This is a genomic window from Pedobacter foliorum, from assembly GCF_013266735.1.
Taxonomy (GTDB): Bacteria; Bacteroidota; Bacteroidia; order Sphingobacteriales; family Sphingobacteriaceae; genus Pedobacter; species Pedobacter foliorum.
This window is the reverse complement of sequence record NZ_JABSNU010000004.1, coordinates 131,053-153,586: the sequence shown is the minus strand read 5'-3', so window position 1 is coordinate 153,586 and position 22,534 is coordinate 131,053. Positions and strand designations below refer to the sequence as shown.

General features: G+C 36.3%; 22 protein-coding genes and 2 pseudogenes. 7 read left to right on the top strand and 17 right to left on the bottom strand.

The window, feature by feature from the left end; all coding sequences use genetic code 11:
- From HQN83_RS10460 to HQN83_RS25295, 7 genes are all read right to left on the bottom strand, one after another.
- The gene (locus HQN83_RS10460; RefSeq protein WP_173090286.1) at positions 1-1,188 is read right to left on the bottom strand and encodes a UDP-N-acetylglucosamine 4,6-dehydratase; all 1,188 of its coding nucleotides are present in this window, start codon (positions 1,186-1,188) and stop codon (positions 1-3) included.
- Positions 1,189-1,207: 19 nt separating this feature from the next.
- Positions 1,208-2,320, bottom strand: coding sequence for a Wzz/FepE/Etk N-terminal domain-containing protein (locus HQN83_RS10455; RefSeq protein WP_173090285.1), 1,113 nt, complete (start codon positions 2,318-2,320; stop codon positions 1,208-1,210).
- Between the two features lie 17 nt (positions 2,321-2,337).
- Positions 2,338-4,905 carry an SLBB domain-containing protein gene (locus HQN83_RS10450; protein WP_173090284.1) on the bottom strand — a complete coding sequence of 856 codons (2,568 nt, stop codon included), beginning with the start codon at positions 4,903-4,905 and terminating at the stop codon, positions 2,338-2,340.
- Between the two features lie 27 nt (positions 4,906-4,932).
- Entirely contained in the window at positions 4,933-6,069 is a 1,137-nt protein-coding gene (gmd, locus tag HQN83_RS10445; protein ID WP_173090283.1) for a GDP-mannose 4,6-dehydratase, read from the bottom strand.
- Between the two features lie 181 nt (positions 6,070-6,250).
- A complete protein-coding gene (locus HQN83_RS10440) occupies positions 6,251-6,943 on the bottom strand; it encodes a hypothetical protein (protein ID WP_173090282.1) in 693 nt (230 codons plus the stop codon).
- A gap of 335 nt (positions 6,944-7,278) precedes the next feature.
- Positions 7,279-7,548: a hypothetical protein gene (locus HQN83_RS25300; protein WP_246254445.1), complete on the bottom strand. Its 270-nt coding sequence runs from the start codon at positions 7,546-7,548 to the stop codon at positions 7,279-7,281.
- 48 nt (positions 7,549-7,596) lie between these two features.
- On the bottom strand, positions 7,597-8,094 hold the full coding sequence (locus HQN83_RS25295; RefSeq protein ID WP_246254443.1) for a hypothetical protein: 498 nt from the start codon (positions 8,092-8,094) through the stop codon (positions 7,597-7,599).
- On the opposite strand from HQN83_RS25295, the gene HQN83_RS10430 reads away from it, so the two are divergent.
- Together HQN83_RS10430 and HQN83_RS10425 are read left to right on the top strand one after the other, a co-directional pair.
- Positions 8,087-8,317, top strand: coding sequence for a hypothetical protein (locus tag HQN83_RS10430; RefSeq protein WP_173090281.1), 231 nt, complete (start codon positions 8,087-8,089; stop codon positions 8,315-8,317). The genes HQN83_RS25295 and HQN83_RS10430 overlap by 8 nt on opposite strands.
- Positions 8,318-8,816: 499 nt before the next feature.
- Complete coding sequence (locus HQN83_RS10425) at positions 8,817-9,119, top strand: hypothetical protein (RefSeq protein WP_173090280.1); 303 nt, start codon at positions 8,817-8,819, stop codon at positions 9,117-9,119.
- Here the strand turns inward: HQN83_RS10425 and HQN83_RS25510 are convergent.
- The 7 genes and pseudogenes from HQN83_RS25510 to HQN83_RS25290 form a co-directional block, all read right to left on the bottom strand.
- Positions 9,106-9,255, bottom strand: a pseudogene (locus HQN83_RS25510) (hypothetical protein); the annotation flags it as partial. The gene HQN83_RS10425 and the pseudogene HQN83_RS25510 overlap by 14 nt on opposite strands.
- Positions 9,256-9,331: 76 nt before the next feature.
- Complete coding sequence (locus tag HQN83_RS10420) at positions 9,332-9,901, bottom strand: hypothetical protein (protein WP_173090279.1); 570 nt, start codon at positions 9,899-9,901, stop codon at positions 9,332-9,334.
- A 155-nt stretch (positions 9,902-10,056) separates the two neighbouring features.
- Positions 10,057-10,314 carry a hypothetical protein gene (locus HQN83_RS10415; protein WP_173090278.1) on the bottom strand — a complete coding sequence of 86 codons (258 nt, stop codon included), beginning with the start codon at positions 10,312-10,314 and terminating at the stop codon, positions 10,057-10,059.
- Positions 10,315-10,503: 189 nt separating this feature from the next.
- Positions 10,504-10,839, bottom strand: a complete 336-nt coding sequence (locus HQN83_RS10410) for a hypothetical protein (protein ID WP_173090277.1) — start codon at positions 10,837-10,839, stop codon at positions 10,504-10,506.
- A 134-nt stretch (positions 10,840-10,973) separates the two neighbouring features.
- Entirely contained in the window at positions 10,974-11,444 is a 471-nt protein-coding gene (locus HQN83_RS10405) for a hypothetical protein (RefSeq protein ID WP_173090276.1), read from the bottom strand.
- A gap of 458 nt (positions 11,445-11,902) precedes the next feature.
- The gene (locus tag HQN83_RS10400; protein WP_173090275.1) at positions 11,903-13,681 is read right to left on the bottom strand and encodes a DUF885 domain-containing protein; all 1,779 of its coding nucleotides are present in this window, start codon (positions 13,679-13,681) and stop codon (positions 11,903-11,905) included.
- A pseudogene (locus tag HQN83_RS25290) lies at positions 13,678-13,973 on the bottom strand (ORF6N domain-containing protein). Before HQN83_RS25290 ends, HQN83_RS10400 begins: the two are co-directional and overlap by 4 nt.
- 226 nt (positions 13,974-14,199) lie before the next feature.
- Between HQN83_RS25290 and HQN83_RS10390 the strand changes: the two are divergent.
- Both HQN83_RS10390 and HQN83_RS10385 read left to right on the top strand, forming a co-directional pair.
- Positions 14,200-15,276 (top strand): carboxypeptidase-like regulatory domain-containing protein, encoded by a 1,077-nt coding sequence (locus HQN83_RS10390; RefSeq protein WP_173090274.1) that lies wholly within the window; start codon positions 14,200-14,202, stop codon positions 15,274-15,276.
- A gap of 4 nt (positions 15,277-15,280) precedes the next feature.
- Positions 15,281-15,955, top strand: a complete 675-nt coding sequence (locus HQN83_RS10385) for a hypothetical protein (RefSeq protein ID WP_173090273.1) — start codon at positions 15,281-15,283, stop codon at positions 15,953-15,955.
- On the opposite strand, the gene HQN83_RS10380 is transcribed toward HQN83_RS10385, so the two are convergent.
- The gene (locus HQN83_RS10380) at positions 15,956-16,747 is read right to left on the bottom strand and encodes a lipocalin-like domain-containing protein (RefSeq protein ID WP_173090272.1); all 792 of its coding nucleotides are present in this window, start codon (positions 16,745-16,747) and stop codon (positions 15,956-15,958) included.
- A gap of 208 nt (positions 16,748-16,955) precedes the next feature.
- On the opposite strand from HQN83_RS10380, the gene HQN83_RS10375 reads away from it, so the two are divergent.
- A complete protein-coding gene (locus HQN83_RS10375) occupies positions 16,956-17,948 on the top strand; it encodes a glycoside hydrolase family 26 protein (protein ID WP_173090271.1) in 993 nt (330 codons plus the stop codon).
- A 66-nt stretch (positions 17,949-18,014) separates the two neighbouring features.
- On the opposite strand, the gene HQN83_RS10370 is transcribed toward HQN83_RS10375, so the two are convergent.
- Together HQN83_RS10370 and HQN83_RS10365 are read right to left on the bottom strand one after the other, a co-directional pair.
- Entirely contained in the window at positions 18,015-18,632 is a 618-nt protein-coding gene (locus HQN83_RS10370; protein WP_173090270.1) for a hypothetical protein, read from the bottom strand.
- A gap of 1 nt (position 18,633) precedes the next feature.
- The gene (locus HQN83_RS10365) at positions 18,634-19,053 is read right to left on the bottom strand and encodes a hypothetical protein (RefSeq protein ID WP_173090269.1); all 420 of its coding nucleotides are present in this window, start codon (positions 19,051-19,053) and stop codon (positions 18,634-18,636) included.
- Between the two features lie 644 nt (positions 19,054-19,697).
- Here HQN83_RS10365 and HQN83_RS10360 point away from each other — a divergent pair.
- Both HQN83_RS10360 and HQN83_RS10355 read left to right on the top strand, forming a co-directional pair.
- Positions 19,698-20,468, top strand: a complete 771-nt coding sequence (locus HQN83_RS10360) for a hypothetical protein (RefSeq protein WP_173090268.1) — start codon at positions 19,698-19,700, stop codon at positions 20,466-20,468.
- Positions 20,469-20,562: 94 nt separating this feature from the next.
- Entirely contained in the window at positions 20,563-22,434 is a 1,872-nt protein-coding gene (locus tag HQN83_RS10355; RefSeq protein ID WP_173090267.1) for a tetratricopeptide repeat-containing sensor histidine kinase, read from the top strand.
- The last annotated feature ends 100 nt before the right edge of the window (positions 22,435-22,534 follow it).

Sequence of the window (22,534 nt, the reverse complement as noted above, 5' to 3'; positions counted from 1 at the left end):
TTACATTTTTGCGTCTAAATACTTACCTGTTTCCTTATGTCCAAAATCCGGGATCATTTTAAAGAACAACTCAACAATGTCTTGCTTGGACCATGCTTTATGTGATTTCAACTCTTGAATCCGAGACGAAAATAAATTTAACAGTTCATCATTAACCTTGAATGTGTTTTTTATTACCCCGAGATTATCAAAACTTTCCAAATCCAAAGCCTCATGTTCAGTAAAGAATTCTTCAAAATCTTTTTCACCTGTTGTATCACTGCTGGTAAACAAGCATGGCCATTTGCCTTGCTGAGGTAAGGTTTTTATAAGTTCTCTTGCCTCATCTTCAGTCTCACATAGATATGGTTCATATCCAAGCTCTTTTAAATATTTAACGGCAATATCGGCAAAAGTGATTAAATGTAGGCTTTCACTAAGTTTTGGAAAAAATACATCCCTGTTCTCGCCAAAAATACAAGACATCAAACACAACTCTCCCGACTCCTTCGGTACTACAAAATAACGCTTAATATCATTTGGTGCAACGATCGGCTGGAGTTTCTGAATTCTCTGATTAAACCCATACAACAAAGAACCATCAGAGAAAGCAACATTCGCAAAGCGGGCAGTTGAAATACTAATATCCTTGCTTCTACGCATCAAAAACATTTCCATAATCCGTTTAGAGGCCCCCATCATATTAACAGGATTAGCAGCCTTATCTGTAGATACACAAAAGTACTTTTTAGCTCCCTTACTTATAGATTGCTGGATTGATTTATCGGTATTAAAAATATTTACGTCAATCATCCTCATTAAAGTATAAGGATCCTTTTCACTTCTCACATGTTTTAAGGCAGAAAGATTTAAAACGTAATCATACTGACCGTCCGCCTCTATAAAAGCATCGTATTCCAGTGAGCCAATATCCAAAGCAAAAGTTTGGAAATCTCCGTCAATATATCCATAGGAACTGCGAATATCTCTAACCAATTCCACCATGTTGTTCTCGCTGATATCTACAATGTGAAGCTTTTTAGGATTTCTTCTAAAAATTTCTTTGGTAACAGCTTGACCGATAGACCCAGCTCCGCCAATAACCAGAAATCGTGACTTTTGAACAATAGTTTTTAAAAGATCATTATATTTTGTAATATCTTTATAAAATAGTTCCTTATCTCTTCCTATTAAACTTAATAAATTCATTTAAAAATACTCAGATAATTTATGTGGTTAAAACTAATTTGACAATTCTTCTAATAATCAGCATACCAACAACTAAGAATCCAAAGCATAGTCCTCCTATAATAATTCCTTTTAATTTACCAAACCCCTGTTTATCAAGAGGAAGAATTGGTTCGTCAATTACCTGAATTAAGGGCGTTTCTTTCCGCAAAGCAATTTTTGACATTTCTAAATTTTGAATTAAGGCACTAAGCATTGCTTTATTTGCCTCGACAGAAAATTGAGAACGTTGCACTGGGGCAATCCGTTGAGCCTGTCTAGTTGGGTTTAAATTAGGTGTTGCATCGGCCACAGCAGCAGCGCTATAAATCTCTCCATTCATTACTTTACGTACAGAATCGGTTTTTTGCTGTAAAATTTGAACATTCTGAATTGACTTTTTTGTTTTCGTTTGAACATAGAAATCATTCACATTTTTTACAATTTGCTCATTAAAAGCTTTAGCAAAAAATTCATTTTGTGCCTTTACCTCTGCACTAATAACACTTAACTTTTTATCTGGTTTGGCTACGTTCAAATAATTCTTATTAATATCCTTAACAATAATTCCTAAAATACTGTCCTGCAATCGAGTGAAATTAAGCACATATCCACTTGTTGTTAATTGTGCATGAAACTGAATATTTTTTAGTGCTGCTTTTTTCGCCCATTCGTCTCTTAGTTTATTAAAATCAATATAAAGATCAACTAACAATTTATGTTTACCGTTGTATTCAACCTCAGTTAACAGAGTTTTTTCAATCATTGATCGTGATTTATATAATTGTATTATATTATCTCCCTGAAAGATACCACCACTCCCACCAATATCAATTCCCGCTATTGATGCCAATCCACCTAGACTTCCCAATGCTCCTGCTGTATTTGATGATCCCCCATCCTCCAAAACAAAGGTGGTAGTAGCAGTGTAAACAGGTTTTTGGAAATAAGCATAAGTAAATCCCAATAATGAACCCAATACCCCAAAAGCAAGTATAATAGCCCATTTAGATAAAAGGTATTGCCGCCATTCTCCTATTTTAAGTAATAGCTCTTTTAAAGAAATCTCATCTGAAGAGACATTTGATTGATTATTTATATTTCCTAAACTCATATCGATCAGACAATCAATTATCTTAGTACTGTTATTATAATTGCTGCTAAAGATGCAATGGCAGTTGATATCCCAACTAACCCCTGAATTCCTATTTTCTCTCTCTCAGCACGTTTTGGCACAAAAATCTCAGCACCTGGTTTCACTTGAGGATAATTATTAAAGAACAAAAACTTCTTAGCCGCAGCAACGGATCCATTAGAATACACAATATAAGCGCCTCTTTTATAGGCATTGTAACTATATCCACCAGCCCCATCAACATATCCTTTAAAGCTTCTACCTTTGATGTAAACTATACTATTTGGTTTTAAAACCTCTCCGGTAACTCTTACGGTTTGCAACTCCTTAGGAACGCGTATTACATCTCCATCTTCCACAATCAAATCGTTTCTTGATAACGGTTTCTTCAAGATTCTCACTAAATCAATACCAACCAAGTCGCTACGCAGAACTTGCAGATCTTTTTCTATTGTTGTGGTATCCTTTGCGCCCGATTGCTTTAAACGCTGCAAATTCATCAACTTCTCTTTCTCTTCCTTTCGTCTCTCCAAACTATCTGCAGCTCTTGCCTCAGCACCGCCAGTACGCTTTAAAGAGGCGCCTTCAACATAAGCCAAAGGACTTAACCCACCTGCTCTTTTAATAATGTCAGAAATGCGCTCATCCTTTTTAGTAATTGTATAAGTTCCAGGATAAAGCACTTCTCCCTCTACTTTAATCTGTCGCTGTACCTGATAGCCTTCTGAACTACGGATTGAAACAATATCAAATGGTTTTAGTGTAAAATCTTTTTCCTGAATCTTTAAATGCTGATCTACATTCACAGTAAATACTTCCGCTGTCTGTGCAGATGCCGAAGTTGCATCACTATTTTTAATTCTGCGGGAAATCTCTATACGATTTGGAGTTGCGCCTTCCTTAAAGCCACCTGCCATTTGGATCAACGATTCCAGATTCATATTATCCCCAAATTCAAAAGTACCAGGCTGCCTAACCTCTCCCTGAATAGTTACCTTATATTCTTCCCTTAAATCAAATATGGAAGAAATGGTAACTTTATCCTCTCGCTGAAGCTTTATGTCTGCTTCAGTGCCTGCCAATACCTTAGCTACATCAAATGATAAAAGTGACAAACTATTGTCTGCATTTAAACGGGATATGTACCCTCTGTTTAGAAATGCATCTTCCTTTAATCCATCAGCCTTAGCAATCAATTGTTTTAAGGTCAAATTATCATCAAGCTCAAACTGACCCGGACGGAAAACTGCACCAGCAATCTCTACCCTATTTTCAAAGCGATCTAAAATAGCCTCAACAACATACTTATCACCATTTAATGGATTGTATTTATTGTAATCATCGGCCTGTACATCTGTGATTTTACGTTCTTTATTGGTTTTCTGAAGTACCTTGATCTGCGCGGTGTAAGCATCATTAGAAAAGCCACCTGCAAAGCGAACCATATCTTCTAATGATTCCGTATTTAAGGCTTCATATAAGGCCGGACGTTTAACCTCACCAGCCATTTCAACCCTTGTTTGATACACAGGTACGTTAATCACATCCTGATCTTGTAACCTGATGTTATTCTTCTGGATCCCGTTTAATAGAAAATCATAAACATCAATAGTTGCGGCTACTTTATTGTTTCTAACCACCTGAATTTTACGGAATGATCCATTTCTGTTAGGCCCTCCAGATTCATACAACGCATTAAACACGGTAAATAATGATGGAACAGTATAGGATCCAGGCTTTACAACCTCACCAATTACCGTTACTTTTATACTCCTAATGTTACCTAAAGTTATCGCTACACTAGTGCGTCCTGATTTTAAACTTGGATAAGTACCGGCCATACTGGAACGAATCTTTGAAATGGCCTGTTCGATAGTCAAGCCACCAACAGATATCAAGCCTACATATTGTAAACGAATAGTGCCATCAGGGCTCACCTTTAACTTATAATTCACCTCATTATCACCACTTAAATCAACAAGTAACTCATCATCGGGACCTATCACATAGCTTTTTGGCGTAGCCATTCTAAGGTTTGGCTCAAATGTAAGATTCTCATTTTTAAATAAATCTTCCCCAAAAATTTTAGGTTTAAGTCCTTCAAAAAGCTTTTGCATTTCCAAACGCTTCTCTTCTTCTAATGCCTTTTTATCTTTTAAATCGCCATTTAAGCCTGTGGTTTTCGCATTTTTTGCAGTATCACGTAAATTCTGACGATCATACCCTCTGCTCCTATCCGTCTCATTTCCATTTTGCTGGTTCTTACCGGAGCCATTGGCATCTGATTTCTCATTCCCCTGACCACCATCTTGTTTCCTGATCTTCTCCACCCTCAAACGAAGTTTCTGAATTTCAGTTGCATTCATTCCCTGAGCCGCAGCCATTTGTTCAAGCTGAGCATCATTATATCCTACCGACTCTGCTCTTTGAATCAATTGTCTGATCTGTGTATCAGTAAGGTCGTCTACTTTCACATCTGCATAATTCGTCTGAGAAAAGGCCGTTTGAGAAAAAACAATGGCAATGAAAAAAAGAAGCGCAGTGAATATATTTTTAAATTTCATAGGGTGTTAGGTCGTGTGTAAGATGTTTTATTCGAAATAATTCAGTGTTTTAAACCCTCCTTGTTTCAGGTATTCATCCTTTTTCATCAAATGAAGATCAGAATCAATCATATCTTTTACTAAGGCAGGAAGATCATATTTTGGCTTCCAGCCTAGTTTTGTATTTGCTTTGGTAGGATCTCCAAGTAATAAATCAACTTCTGTTGGTCTGAAATACTTCTCGTCCACCTGTACTACAACAGTCCCCGGCTTCAAAAACTCATCATTTAAACCCAGTTTAGCTATTAACTCCTGATCTACATCAATAATTACTCCACGCTCATACTGATCTTTGCCACTAAACTCAATTTCAATACCAAGTTCAGCAAAGCTCATTTTCACAAAATCCCTTACGGTAGTAGTAACCCCTGTTGCAATTACATAATCCTCAGGTTGTTCTTGTTGCAGAATTAACCACATCGCCTCAATATAATCTTTAGCATGTCCCCAATCGCGTTGTGCTGATAAATTCCCAAGATATAAACAGTTTTGCAAGCCTAAAGCTATTTTGCAAGCTGCTCTGGTAATTTTACGGGTAACAAAGGTTTCACCCCTAACCGGACTTTCGTGATTAAACAAAATACCGTTACAAGCATACATTTCGTAGGCTTCTCTATAGTTAACAGTAATCCAGTAAGCATACATTTTAGCTACTGCATATGGTGATCTTGGATAAAAAGGTGTAGTTTCACTTTGAGGAACTGCCTGTACCAATCCGTATAATTCTGAAGTAGATGCCTGATAAATCTTTGTTTTTTTGGTAAGTCCCAATATACGAACCGCCTCTAATAACCTAAGTGTACCAATTCCATCAGCATTTGCAGTATACTCAGGCATTTCGAAACTAACCTTAACGTGGCTCATTGCGGCAAGGTTATAAATTTCATCAGGTTGAGTTTCCTGTATAATTCGAATCAAATTCGTTGAATCAGTCAAATCACCATAATGCAATTTAAAATTCACATTATTTTCATGCTGATCTTGATATAGGTGATCTATACGCTCAGTATTAAACGACGAAGACCTTCTCTTTAACCCATGTACAAAGTACCCTTTTTTTAGCAAAAATTCCGCTAAATAGGCTCCGTCCTGTCCCGTTACTCCCGTAATTAAGGCAATTTTCATCTATGTGTATACGCTTTAGGTGCTATGAAGTTGCATGAGACTTATTTAAGTTAGATCTGAGCGGTAAGCTCATGCAGTTTCATTTGGTGTTTGTGTTCAATTTATTCACGCAAACATACGGAATTATTTACTTTGTAAGCAAAAGATAAACCGCCATTAAAGCCAGAAATGAAGTAAAAGCTTATTTATTGCTTCCTAAATGAATTTGAATGCCTACAGAAAAAGGATTCAAAAGAAATTCGGTCTTACGGTCGTTATTCACAACCTGAGTATTACTAATATCTTGCAAAATCGTTTTTTGCTTCTCAAAAGAATAAAAGAGATCCAGATCGCCTTCAACAAAAATAGAGATTTCGGGTATTGGATTAATTTTAACACCCAAAACAGGAGAAGCCAAAATTCCGCTTTTAGTAGATTCCAGATCCTCAGCAACTGAGCCCATACTCCTGGCCCTTAGCTCATTTCTATTTTCCTGACTTCCTCTGAATCTACTGTAGCGATAGCCAATATCAAATCCAAAATAGGGCTGAATCCTTGAATAATTAAAATTTTTCTCGAATCCCAACTTAAAGGAATAGTCCAGTAGCTTACCATTGGCTTCCTCACAGGTTTCACATTCATTAAAAAACTTTTTTGATTTATTATAGAAAGTCCCACCTAAACGGTAATTGATCTGATTGTCATTAAATTTAACCATCAACCCATTAAAATAAGCATCGGTAAATTTATCAGAATTCGATTCATTAAATATTTTAGGCATTTGCATCGCACTGTATCCTCTAACCGAGATGCTATAATTATAATCGCCATTTATTTGTGAAAAAGCAGCAACAGTAGTAAATAAAAATACAATCAGTAGTAAAGTTTTTTTCATACGCATTTAAATTGCCTGTCTAGGCAGTAAACTATTATAAATATTATCCCTGTTTGTGTGTTTGATGGTCTGAAACAAAAGTTTCAAACGATTACCTTCCCATTTCAAATGTAAAACAATAATTCAGTTTACCTTTGATAAAATCATATTATTTAAACGAGAAAAATCTGCCATTAACTACCATGTTATTTACTCCCCCTGCTGTCTTCTAACCACCATGTTACTATCCCCATGCTATTTATTTAAAAGTCAGTGTCTCAGAGAAGACCTTAGAATCTCCCCTTCGAGATTCAGGCACGAAGAGATCACTGTCTTTTACCACCAATAGAAAACCTTTAAACCGTTCTCTTGTGCCTCAACCTCCGATAAACCCCATCACCTTCCCTACTTCCAGCCACATTCGTATTCACTTCGATGGCACCAACCCAGCTGACATCTACATATTCGACAAAGCCACAATGTGCAATCCGATTTAATGAAGGGAAATAAATTCCGAACACATTACCAGGAGCTGCAGCCTTTACCAATTTAGCAATTGGAAACAGTGCCGGCGACCAGCCTGTTCTCGGACTAGCATATCCTGCCTGTTTAAAAACCCAGCTCACAAAAGCAGCGCAGTAAGGATCACCTTTCTTTAACCCTGCCGCCGCCTGCTATTCCTCAACCCTAAACCCATCGTTGTTACCGGTAGCTTCCCTCACCCATAGTTCAGCCTTTGCTATTGGAATCAATTGTTTGTAAAACTTGCGAGGCTTTATAACATTTCGTGCTTCCCGAATCATTCTAGCGTGCTCAGGCCCCATCCAGCACTCTACCAACGACTTAAATTCCCCAAATACCGACATTATTTTAAAAACACGTTTCAAACTGGCTTCACGATCTTTAATAAGCCCAAGCATTTCAGGTTTTATTCCAAAATGATGCCTTAGGTTTAGATCTGTAGAAATTGCTTGTTTTAGATACTCACTCTTGTAGGAGGTGAGAAAATCGGCCTGACTCATTTTTGGATTTACCTTGTGATAGCGTCCGTAGTACTTATAAAAATTTTCGTAGGGAAACATTCTCTCATCAGGCCAGTAAGTTCCGAGCGCAAAAAAACCTGTCTGGTTTCCGGCTTCAGGTTCAGGAGTTACCAAATTTGTAATGCGCAAACTGGCGGGAAACGTATCTGTGAAGCAAGATCCTCCCTTCGGTACTTCACAATTAGGAAGGATATCCGAAACGAATGTCCCTCCTCCCGGTTTGGCCAATAACCAACAACTAATGATCAAATTTGAATACGCCCGTTTAATTGTTGTGGCGCTTAGGCCGTTTATTTTGCCAAATGGCGATAAGAAGGTAGCAGTTCTCCGGACAACAGATTTCCGCACTTGATATTTTCTATGATAAATTCTTCTGCCTGACTACGGCAATACTTTTTATCTAGCTCGGGAATGAGCCAATTAAATCCATTTACTTGCATATGAGAGCGATCAATTTTAGTAAAACAATCAACTTATGAAATAAGAACCAATAATAACGCATTAGTATTGTGTTAGTTACAAAATTGAGTCCAGCAAAAAACATACAATTGGGGTCTGCTTAAATTATTGGAGGTAAGGAGATTAGCTTATTTCAAATTAACCTCTTCGGACGGCGCTAGCTGGAGCTGTTGTGAACTTTGATATACTAAACCAGTCTTGGCTTTGCCGAGGCTGGTTTGAGATAATTAGGTTCTTGATGAAAAAAAAATTACGCTTGCAAATTGTTATTTTTACAACTAAAATTCACAATGATTTTATTGAAACGCTACTTTCTCATTTTTGCTGCATCTTTTTCTCAGCTAAGATTATTACTGTCAAGGCACAAACAAGAACAGTATTTTATAAACAAAATGTTTTTATTCATTCTTCTATTACCATTATTAATAGGGACATCGTGTAAAAAGCAAACAAACGATAAATTTACTGAAGCCGTAATTTTAGATGGGGGCCCGATAGCAACAGAGCAATGTGGTTGGATAATAAAAGTAAATGACAGCTACTATTCTGCAATTAATTTACCTAAGGAATTTGAACACGACAAAATGCATGTATTTATTAACTATACACTATTAGATGAGGACTTTATATGCGGTAATGCTACTACATATAGGTCGTACAAGAAAATTAAAATAACAGAAGTTAAGAAGAAATAAAACCTATTCTGATCCTGATAATAGACGAACTGGGCAGCTTTCTTCGCCCTCCCCAACTTGATATCCCGTTTTGCGACTTCATGTCTACAAACTTATGTTCAGTCAAAGTGAATATAAAGTCCTTCGGGAAACGGTCTTTATTGCGTTTCTCCTACTTATTCAATCGGTGAGTCTCTAGGATGTACACATGGTAGTGATTTTATTTTTCTTTCCTATTTGTTTTCCTCAACTTTCTCGCCTTCCCAATTCGTGACCATTGGCACATAAAGTTCATACCATCGCGTTATAAAAGAATCAATATTATTTAAATCCAGCTCTAGCAACCTGCTTAGCTCTTCGACTCTTTTATGGAAGCCTTTTTCAGAATAAAAGGGCTTTATTTTATGTGCCATAGTACGAAAGAGTGGCATCCCTTTAAAATCATCAATCCGCAGCCGCATCATGGAAATGCTATTTGGTGGCAGGTGAAATTGCATTCCATCTAGATTCTTTAGAGCCTTTAAAGAATCTAAGTGAGGCTCTAACCAAAAAACATTTAAAAAAACATTGATCCAGCTATCCCCCTTTGATATATATACTGTAATATACTCCAATCTCGAATTTGATGCTAACCTGCACAAATCATAAGCATATATATTAGCATTAAGTTTCCCATAACGCATCCCTTTAAATGGCGACTCTTCGAAACCATTTCTTTGGAGCGCTGGAATTCCATTTTTCACAAATATTTCATTTTTCACCTTAAAAAGGTGCTGTGACGAAATCTTATAAAACAATCCCATGATTTATTTTGCTCTTCTGCTAAGATAGAATAAATAACCTATTCCAATGTAGCTTCTCAATTTGCTATTCCTTGTTGACTAAAGATTAAATTCACAATGATTCTATTGAAGCGCTATTTTTCCTTTTTGTTGTATCTTTTTGTCAGTTAAGATTTTTAAGGAATTATTTGAGTCTTATAATTTTCTTTTATAAAATTGTAAGACCTATTTATCTCTGGACTCTTCTCCAAATAAAGGATATTAATACTATCACCATTATAATATTCTTCATTATTTACAACGCCTGAATATTCCTTATAATTTACATTAAACCTATAATCAACTCTTATTGTTCCTTTACCGCCAACTTTCATTCGAGAAACAACCATTGCTTTACATATTTCACCATTATTCGACAATTGATAATTTTCCATAGTCGTTACTGTAGTTTTATAAATAAAGTGCCCTACAAACAACAGTAGCACTAGTCCACCCAAATGAATCCTTTGATTCTTAATACATAAATGCCAATTAGAAATACTTATTAATCTTATCATTAAAAAAAAACCTTTTTCTTTACTTTACAATAGATTCATTTGGCTATAATAATTTCATCTAAGCATTTACTTTTCCCAGCAACTGATACATAAAACGATTCCAAGCTCCCCAATTTTCTTTGTAATATCAGGCCAGAATTCCATGTTACATTGCCCTTCATACTCATACAAATACCAAAAAGTTATCATATCTGTTTTAATTCCAACTTTATCTAACTTCTGTAGATTCGATGATATTAAATTAAAGAAAATGGTCAAAGCATTTAAAAATTGAGGAGAATCCTCTTCAATTGCCAAGCACCATCCTCTTGTCGAATCATCACTCGATAATCCCAAAATACCTTCAACATTCTTTTTCCCCTGCTCATCGCAGTTAATCCTTATTTCATATGCGGATCCCATACATCTCCTTTAAATATGCCAACAAGCCAATTATAAGGGCACATGATCTCAATTCTAATATCTACAGGACATTGTCAGGATAGAGATATCTAAATGGATTGAGGCGTAAGGCCAATGCTTAATAATTAAAACTCTTAGGTTCGATCAATCAATAATCCCCAATTTTTGAGTATCTTCTTCTGATAGATTTTGTGATTTTCAAAGCTCTTGAACTTATCACACCTATCATAAACGTAATATACTACTTTATTCCCCTCATTTCCATTTGCCATTAATTGAAAATAAAGAACATCAAAAATTCCGCAGGTATCTTTCTTTTCCGTAACGCATCTAATCTGTCTAATCTTTAACCTATTCATTCTTATAGCTAAATTATGATCAAAAATGAGATTTTTATGCTTACTATATTGTGGTTCAGAGGTAAACAATAAAACAACCTGATTATCATCCATTTTTTCTTTTTTTATTTCACCCTCAACATAGGCTCTTATAGAATCTAAAGAGGCGAAATTCTTCATAAAAAATTCCTCATGCCTTTTATTTTCGGATTTACAAGATAGAAATAAACATAACACACCAATTACCAATGAGAAATTTCTTTTCATAAATTAAAGCTAAAACAATGAAGTAATTTTTCATATAGCAATTAATTAAATAATGTATTGCATACATCATTTGGTGCAATCAATGGAGCGGGAGAGGCGTTAATAAGGCGACCTAACTACCTTCCACAATAAATTGATAAAAGCTCCTGAACGTAAATAGGCCCCCAAAACATAAATGAAATAGCGCTTAAGAAAAACAAAAATCACATCCATCATTTTTGATTTCTAATAATGCTTAAATTCAACTTCCTAGATTATATTCCTCATGTTCAATCCCTAAAAAATATTTGGAGAAAGACCTTACAACCAAAAATTAATTCTCACTAGTAACACATAAATATTCAGCAACACAATCACACTAATCCTCCGCCATTGATTTTCCCTATACATACTCCAGTCCTTCTTAGAGAAAAGAAAAACTACATAGGGAGCCAAAAGCAAGAACTGCAAATTGAATTTTACTTTTGGCTTTCAGCCCAACTATCCATTTTAGATTCAAAAACTGACAACGGAAAAGATCCATCTTTTAAAACAGCAGTATGGAACGCTGACAATTTAAACTTCGACCCTAGCTCTTTTTCATATTTGGATCTTAATTCCCTTATTTTAAGGGCTCCAATTTTATAACCCAAGGCCTGTGCCGGAATGCCCATATAACGTTCAATTTCTGCTGTTGCGCCTTCTGTGCTGATGGCTTCATTATCGGTCATATATTTTATAGCCTCTTCTCGGCTCATATTTTTGGTATGAATGGCAACATCAACCACTAAACGAATAGCGCGGTGCATTTCATCACCAAGAGCACCCATGTGCTGGTAAGGATCTTGATATAATCCCAATTCTTTTCCTAAAGATTCGCAATATAGCGCCCAACCTTCTACATAGGCATTATGCCCACCAAAACGGCGAAAGTTAGGGAGGGATTCATTTTCTTGTGTTAAAGAAATTTGATAGTGATGTCCGGGGATAGCTTCATGTAGGAAGAGTGATTCCATGCCTGATGTGGTGTTAAATGTTTTCGCATCTATAATCGGCACATAGAAGATGCCTGGACGTTTCCCGTCGGCAGACCCCTGGTTGTATTCCGCACTGGCCGATGCAGCCCTAAAAGCCTCTGTTTGACGGATTTCGAATGGCGTTTTAGGTTCAACATCAAACATTTTTTTCAAATTAGGTTTCATCCTTTGATGGATATTTTCAAATGCAGCTAAAACTTCTTTAGGTGTTTTGTAAGGCATGAATTTTTTGTCAGTTTTCATATACTCGAAAAATGCCTTTAAATCTCCTTTAAAACCAGTCAGACTTTTTATACTATCCATTTGGCTTTTTATTCTGGTCACCTCCTTTAAACCAGTTTGATAAATCTCCTCAGGAGTTTTGTTGGTTGTAGTTTGTTGTTTCACCAAATAAGTGTACCATTTTAAGCCTCCTGGAATGGCCGAGAAGCCGGAGGTTGTTCTGGCTTTAGGAAGGTACTCATTTTGAAGATAATCTCCCAGCCTCTTGTATGTAGGAGTAATTACAGTTGCAATTGCATCGCGGTATTCTTTAGTTAATTTTTGCTTATCATTGGCCGAAAAATTCGCTGGAAGTAAGTTTATTGGTCCATAAAATAAACTTTTTTCAGGATCTGCAACAACCATGCTCTGCATTTGAGGAATCATTTTAATTACCAAAGCTTTTGGCAGAACAATACCGGCATCTGCACCTTTTTTGAAATTAGCAATAGCTGTGTCTGCCCAAACCGAAAATGCAGTAACACGTTTTAACCAGTCTTCATAATTTTTTACAGTTTTAAATGGTTGTGCTCCCGTGCCTGAACCTAGCTGCCCCATGGTTAGCGGTAAAGCAAACATTTGGTTGAAAGGAAGGTATTCTGAATGATACTGTAAGCCTTCCAAATTCATATCCAGCTGATCTTTTAAGTAATCATAAGATAGCTTCTCATCTGCAGTAAGTTCATCCCTGTTAAATTTGCTTAAACTATCTAAATAGCGCTGATTATAGTCCTTATATTCCTTAATGAAAGCTTGAGAGCCATCGTTTGGCAAAAGATCATTATAGCGTTCGTCTCCAATATAAGTAGCGTTAATGGGGGATAATTTTAGTCCATCCTGATAGTATTGTTCGCACATTGCTGTAAATTGCGAATTGCTTTTTCCATTCTCAGATGTATGTTTTTGTTTGCAGGAAAGCAGTGCGCCAATGCAAACTGTAAAAAGAACTATTTTCTTCATTTAACTTTGATCAAGTGTCTAATCAAATATAGCGAATTTACATGAATCGCCCTTTCACTGTTTAACACACAGGACAACATTGTTACCCCCTGTTCGGTAAAGCAGAAAGGCATGTAACGTAAACCCTGACGATCTTCTTTGGAGGTCACAAATTGTGACTTCCAATTTTCAAGCTCTTCTTTAGTCATCTCAAACATAAAGTCTTCGGGAAACCGGCAAGATTACGTCTTACCGCTTGCTTTAATACCTTGGTCTCTACTCCATACAGTTCCGCCAGATCTCTATCCAGCATAACTTTCTGATCACCAACTACATATATTTTGTTCATCACTACCTCATCGGGTATAGCTACATCATTCTTCTGGCTCATAGTACGAATATATTCAGATAGCCCCACAAGAGGTTACATATTTATTCAGCAGCAAATAGCGGTTAAATTAGTGAAGGCTGTTTATACCAATGAGCTTTTTCAATTAAGAATTCCCTACTTTTATATTGAATAGAATTAAACTCTCAACATGTTGAATATCAAATTAATGCTCATTTTCCCTATTCTGCTATTTCTGGCAACGGATTTAAGTGGCCAAAAAATGCAAAAGAGTTACGTTGGTCAGATCATAGATTCTAAAACAACAAAACCTATTGCAAAGGTCAATGTTAGACTAATGCCTAAAAACATCCTGACACAGACAGATATTAAGGGTAATTTTACCCTTATATCACCAGAAAACAAACCATCTGATTCTATTATCGTTAGTTGTGTGGGCTATAAAGCAATTAGGATTGCGTTATCTGAACTACCATCAGATAAGATCATCGCCTTAGTAGAAGATGTTGCTACTTTAAAAGGGTTAAGCATTTATGCAAAAAAATCGAAGACCATGACCATCAATAAATCGTCGGAAACTATACATTATACCCCAGGCAGTAATATGTTTACTGCGCAGATGATGAAATGTCCGGAAGCAGGGGGTTTTCTTGAATCAATTAAGATAAAAAGATCAGTCACACCAGATGTTCTAAATCCGCAAACAAAATTTATTGTACGAGTTTATGATCTTGATGAAAAAACCGGCGGACCGGGTAAAGAACTATTGCCCGACGGATACCTCGTAACAAACAAAGATGATCGCACAATAAATATAGACCTCAGTAGCTACCACATTGTCCCATCCAAAAAGATATTTTTTGTTGGTATAGAAAGATTATTTATCCCATTTAACGAGTACCCACAAGATAAGGTTGAAGAACTAACAGAGGCCATAGATAAAAATGGAAAGGTAATTCCATGGACATCTTACCTTGGCAACTCAAGCTATATAATTGCAACAATGGATAATAGGGGCGAAACCCTAGAAGAGTATCAAATTGCGATAGGAGCCCCAGAAAAAGACCTAATTCACAGAGGCTTAAAAAGCAGACCAATAAAAACTAATGTTTCCACTATAAATTATTTTTACCAGCCAATTTTAAGGGCTATCCCTGGGGAAGAACCTGGGTATGTATGGATAAAAGAAAACAATCTGAGCACATGGCGCCCATACAATTACTTAACCGGTGAAAAGTTGGCTATTAGCGCTACCTTAAAATATTGACCTCATGGATTTCAAAAAGACAGCTACAATTCAATTACTGCTATTGCTCCCTTTCTTTTATTCGTTCGGACAAAAGCCTATAAAGCTAAATGATTTCCCAAGAAAAGATATTTTTTATCATGCGGGAGTCAACAAACCAACAGGTAGGTTTAATTACATGCAAATCGCTCAAAAGCTTGATGTGCCATCACCAGGCGCATTTCTGGAAAGCATTACTCTAAACAGACTTATTGTAAGCACTAGTGATAGCAGTTTCAATCAAACTAAGTTTAGAGTTGGTATTTACAATAAAGATGACCAAACTGGCGGGCCAGGGAAGGAACTGAATATTCAGATAATTGAGATAGAAAATAAGTTATCTGAAAATATAGAGGTTAATTTAAAACCTTATAAAATAGAGCTAACAGCAGGTGATTTCTTTGTTGTAATAACCTACACAAAGGATACTTACAATGAAAGATTCACTAAAATGACAGCAGATAGCATCATACTTAAAAATGTAATTTCGAATCCATTTCGACTTATTGCTTCCTACCAGCCCTTTATTGCAATGTCACCGATAAAAGGAGCAGAAGTAAAAACCTGGGCTCGAGACCCCTCGGGGAAGTGGACTATTTACGATTATTTTGCACCAGAATTAACAGACTTCGCAATATCAGCCAAAATTTCAATGAGATAATTATCGCCTCACAAATGTTATTCTCTCCTTTTTTGAGTCCTGCTCTATGACAAGTGTAGTAACAGTTAACATTAACACGTCCAAATCCTCAGTTATCCCCCCAATGTTGGTAACCATTTTGGTCTGACTTGTATTTATCGTGTAGCTGCCAATTGTTGTTGCCGGTTCACCTGGTTTGCATATTCTCTGCATATCATCAATGTACATTTTATTTTCACTTGTAAAAGTGTAAATGTCGTCAGCTATGCATGAGGTTTGTGATTCTAAGGTTTCGACTCCATTGACCGTATGTCCAGTAATTTGCCAGCTGCCTACCAGTCCGTTGGGATTAATAACTACAGTTACATTTGATTTTGTATAGATAAACTGCTCATTGTTTGCAGTATTTTGAAGCTTAAGTGTGGTTGCATTGAGCGTCAGTATTTTGTAAGTAACCTTCTTATCTCCTATAGTGGTTTTTATCTGGGTATGTTCTGTATTATACTCGTATTTACCTCTGGGGATCATAGGATCTGCTGGACTACACTTTAAAAGTCCCTCATCAAATAATAGATCGTCCTCCGAAAAGAAAAAAATGCTATTATCCCTTATACACTCATCACCTCTCTCATTAATTATGTCTTTCCCACCAACTATATGAGCAGTCAATTTCCACATACCTGGAAGTTTGTCCGTATCTATTTCACCTTCAACTTCGTCTTTTTCAGGATCGTTCTCTTTTTTCGAACATGAAGCAAGAGAAAAATAAAAAACACCTGCCAATATTGCCAGCTTTGCGATTGTAGTTTTCATGATTAGATGATTAATAAAATTGTCTATTGATCAGGTTGTACAGATCAAAATTAGAGCATGTGTAAGTCAAATAAAATACCTAGCTCTAGGTATTTTATTTGACTTATACCCTATTTAGGATTGGAATTAGATTACCAAAGAGATTGGATAAATATCTGGAGGCTTTTTGTAGCTTCGAGTAACCAACAAATGCACAAGAATAAAAGCTATGCAAAAAAACCAAATACTCCTCCTACCCTTTCTAATTTGCGCCTGCTTAACAATTAGTGTTCGCGCTCAAAAGAAACCTGATTTTAAAACCCTCCAATTACTATATAAAATATCCGGAAAAAGCACGATCAGTGGTGTACACAATCGCGAACCCAATGCAACTCCTGCCATCTGGACAGAAGAAACTAAAAAAATAACGGGCAAATATCCTGGTCTTTGGAGTGGGGATTTCCTGTTTCAAAAAGAAAATATTGGCAACCGGAATATTATGATAAAGGAAGCCATCAGTAAATGGAAAGCAGGCTATGTAGTGAACATCATGTGGCATGCCTGTAGTCCGGCTTATTCTCAACCATGTGAATGGGATAATGGCAAAGGGGTACTAAGCAATCTCAGTAATGAACAATGGCAGGAATTGATAACCGATGGCACTGAACTTAACAACCGTTGGAAAGAGATGATGGATGAAGTGGCTACCCACTTAAAAATATTAAAAGACAATGGCGTGGAGGTAATGTTCCGTCCATTGCACGAGATGAATCAAAGTAAATTCTGGTGGGGAGGTCGCCCCGGTAGTAATGGCACGTTGAGATTGTACCAGATAACACACGATTATTTACAAAAGACGAAAGGTTTGGATAATTTGATATGGGTATGGGACATGCAGGATTTCCCTACATTGGCTGAAGATGTAAAAAATTACAATCCCGGTGATCAATACTGGGATGTAGCCGCACTTGATATATATGACGGTAGCGGTTACACACAGGAAAAATACAATGCCATGGTAGGGATCTCTAATGGTAAACCCATTGCCATTGGAGAATGTGATAAGCTCCCAACCGCAGCACAATTAGCAGCACAACCCAAATACACCTTTTTCATGAGCTGGGCAGAATTAACTTTTAGCAAAAACACACCGGAAGAAATATTGAAACTTTACAAATCGCCTAATGTACTTACACTAGACAAGTTGTTGAGATGGAGGTGATATAACGAAAACAGCCTCGGACTATCCAAGGCTGTTTCACGATTATTAACCCTAAATCACAATGCGCTACAATCGCGTTGTTTTAACTTTAAAATGGAAAGTTCCGGTAACCAGTCTTTTGTTGCTTTCATTCTGTGACTCATACATGTTCATACTGTAACGGCACTTCACCTGAAATTGAGCAAAATCACCCTTAACACCAGTATATTTAATTTCGACAACTTCATTATAAGAAGATGAAGTTAGGCCCTCCGAGCTAGTTAGTTTAGTTTGTGATCCTGCAGTTATCGGTAACGTTTGAGAAAACTCAAATGGCTTTTTATTACGTCCTGTAACTACTATCTGGTATTTTTTAATATTAGATGGTTTAACCATCGCCGAACTATCCTTAGGAAAGGAGAAGTAAAATGTTTCATTAGTAGAAGCAGATGTGGCCGACACATATGACGTAGAATCATTTAGCCCAATCGGATTAAGATCCAAATGTGTACAATCAATTTTGCGTTCCCAATCAGGTGTTTTAAATGCCATATGCAAAGTGTTATCAACCCCACCCCCATTACCTATAACAGGTCCCTTATCCGGTTCATTGTTATTATCGGGATTTTCGCCACCTCCTTTTTCACATGCAATAATGCATGCAGAAAACAATACTAAGAGTATTAATTTGCTAACATTTTTCATCTTAATCAGTATTAGGTAAGTATTTTTTTAAATTAATTTCGATCACTTCTCTATGCACTTCACCGTTATAATTTTCTATACATTCTTCGTAAACAGAAAGGGAAGCATCTGTCCACTCTCGAACATGATAACAAGTGGTAGAATTATCTTCATCAAGATATTTTAAAATCAAACTACTGCCTGAGACTACATAAGTAAATAATTCAGAACCTGTTACGGGGTCAAAAACATGGCCCTGCCCATCCTCTTTAAATTCCATATAGGCACCGACCTCAGAAACCATATCACCCCGGAATACTTCAAGATCGCCTTCATAGTTCACTTCGACCGCATCGACAACACACCACTTACCTAGAACTTCATTCCCCATACCTCTTTTTTTAAGTAAACCCGGATTCTCAACTGAATTAAAATTCATCATATAGGCGCAAGCACTTAAGTAAATAAATAATATTTACTCAAAGGAAACACAAAATAAAAAGGGACACAATACCCATAAATGGGTATTTATAAAATAGAATTTCTACTTAGCAGTAGCTTTATCTCCCACCCACACATATCTGTTCGTGGTGCATTTAGGACACCAGTAAATTCTTACCGGAAGAAACCCCAGTAAGTGTTTTAACACAAATCCACGAGGTACCTGGTAATGAAAATCGGTATTGCACTTCTTGCATTTGTAATCTTGATAGCTCATCTATTAGAGAAATTAATTTAGTTTTTTTATAAAATCGGGCAATGCTAAGCAAAAATCAATTGTATATAAATTCATTCACCGATTTGTTACGTTAAAAAGACAAAAACTTTGCCATCATTTATTTTGGGCTAATTAATGTTCATGAAACGAAAAAAGAACAAAATGAATGGGTATTTTTTTCTCCCTTATTCCCCATTTTAGGACGACTAACCTACTGACAAACATAACTTTCACAAACTAAGTACAAATACTTAGTTTGATAAATAGGCCTTTCTACGAAAGAACAGCCTCACTATTCCTTATAATTTTGTTATCGCCAAATAGGCTTACAATAAGCTTATGAAAAACAAGAATTAATTAAATAAACCATGAAGAAAAATTTACTAATTCTGCTAACAGCAATAGTTGTTGTTGCGGCAGGGTGCAAAAAAGACAAGGACAAGGATAAAAATCCAGACAACAACGACGGAAAGATAAAATACCTAACAAAGGTAACTGAAACAGAAGAGGGTGAAATCAGAGTTTTCATATTAACCTACGACAATAAGAACCGTTTGATTTCGTACAACCTACAAGACAACACTGAAGCTAAAATTTACAGCTATGATGCTAATGGCAATCTAACTAAGATAGAATCAAAAACCGATACAGAAAGGGAGGTTTATGAGGTTGCTTATACAAATGGAGTACCGACTACCGGAACACGAAAAACATATACAGGACAAACACTTAAATCAAACGAAACCATTCAATATACAGTAGCTGATGGTAGGGTATCAAAAATTGTGATGAAAGAGGGTAATGATGACCCGGTAGAATATGTCCTTACTTATCAAAATGGAAATCTTTCAAAAATGGACGTTACCGCTGGAGAGCAAACTTTTAGCAGTGCTTTTACTTATGGGACTAAGAAATCTCCACTGTATGCTTCTCTGTTAAAGTACATCATATCACCCGGGGAATCTCTTGAATTCTCCTCAAAGAATGAATTGCTAACTGCCGCAATTACATTAGGTGAAAACCCGGGATTTTCTTCTACCAGCACCTTTACTTATGATGGTGATGGTTACCCACTAACAGGAAAAACAAGAGTATCAGGAGATGATCACGATACTGTATTAAAATTTGAATATAAATAACGTTTCAAGCTCGATTCTATTGTCAAAAATAGAAGCAGGGCGGAGGTCTCCTTCGCCCTTTTTTGGATTATAAGAAATTGATTATCTTTGAGATATGAACATCCCTCCCAAATACCTTACTGTATTTATTGTGTTCTTTTATTTTTCTCTGCAGGTCGGGGCAAAAAGCAAAAGTTCGGGGGAATTCCATGCAGATACTCTACTGATCAATAAATATCTTTCATTAGGAAAACAAAAGCACAAACAAAACAAACTAGACTCAGCGAAGCTTTATTTTAATAAGGCATTAATGCTAAGTAGGGTGAGAAAAGATTCAGCAGGAATGGTGAATGCTTATATTGGTATCGGCACTGAAGACTATCATCGTGGTGACTTTAAAAATGCGACAGCCAATTGGCTTTCCGGATTAAAGATTGCTGAATTGATGAAGGATCAAGTTAAACAGCTTGAATTAAACTCAAATCTATCGTCTGTTTTTTTAACGCTGGTAAACAAGAAAAAAGCAACCTACTACACAGAAGCCACCTATAAAATTGCTAAGATACTTAAGGATACCGCTTCTCTTGTTATAGCATTGCTAGATATATCTAGTAGAGAAGGAATATTCGGAAGTTTAGACAAAGAGGCTTATCACTTAAAGGAGGTTATTAAATTAAGTAAAGCATCAAAGAACTACACATATGAGGTTACCGCATATTTAAACCTGGGTCAGTCCTATAAAGATCACAAAAACTATAAATTTTCTCTATATTATTATGGCAAAGCTGACTCTACTTCCAAAGCGCACCATTTAAAAGAATATGATCGCATGATTTACATGTCAACGGCCGGAGTATTACATGCAATGAACAAAAATAAAGAGGCTTTAAAGTATATAAAAATGGTTATTCCTCTTGCCAAACAAGCAGGTGCTGCTGCTCGCCTGCGAGACATATATAGCCTCACCTCCAACATCTATAGCAGCTTAAACAATCATAAAGAGGCGCTCCATTACCTTAGAAAAAGCAACTTTATAAAAGATTCTCTGTTTAGTATTGAGAACGAAGCTGCCATACATCGAATGGAAATTGAGCATCAAAGTGTTAAAAGAGAAAAGGCCATTTCTGATCAAAAGCTGATCATCTCCAAAAACAAGCTTGAACTGCAGGAAAAGAATAAATACATTACAATTGCGGTTTTAGCCACCATAATTCTTGCCGCAATTTCACTGGCTGTTTATCTGGTTTATTCTGCTAAACATAAGGTCGACAAGCACAAGTTAAACCTTATTCAGAAAGAAAAAGAAGTTGCGATTCTTGAGGCCCTAATTAATGGAGAAGAAAAAGAGAGATCGAGACTGGCGCTTGAACTTCATGATAGTGTGGGAGGTATTTTATCTGTTACTAAAATGCAAATGAGTATTTTATTAGATGAACACCATTACCTTTCGAACTCTTCTACATTTAAAAAAACAGTTTTCATGCTGGATAATGCTTCAAGTGAAACAAGGTCCATTGCACATAATTTAGCACCACAGATATTATTTCAAAAAGGATTAAACGCCTCCATTGCTTCATTATGCGAAAAGACAAATGGATCAACATTAAATGTTGTTTACTACTCCATTGGAAATGTGGACAGATACAACAGTGACTTTGAGCTTTTCATCTATCGAACAGTTCAGGAAGGCTTAACCAATATTATTAAGCACGCGTGCGCCAAAGAGGTAATTGTTCAGCTATCAAACAGCAATAATGTATTAAATCTAACTATTGAAGATGATGGCAAGGGAATGGATGCTACCACGATTGGCGTTAACGGAATGGGACTAAACAATATGCGGCTTAGAACCATCGCAAAAGGCGGAATTTTCGAGCTTTCCTCATCAGGTTCGGGTACAACAATTTTCCTTGAATTTGACATCACTCCATATATTCTAAACAACATTAATGACCCAATTGACGATTTTTCATTAGTGAAAAATTAAACCCAGATAAATAATGATATCGTGATTGCCAAACTTATCATCCTCCTTACGCTTTGTCTACCAGTATATTCTTTATCAAAAAATGATTCAGACGGCGACA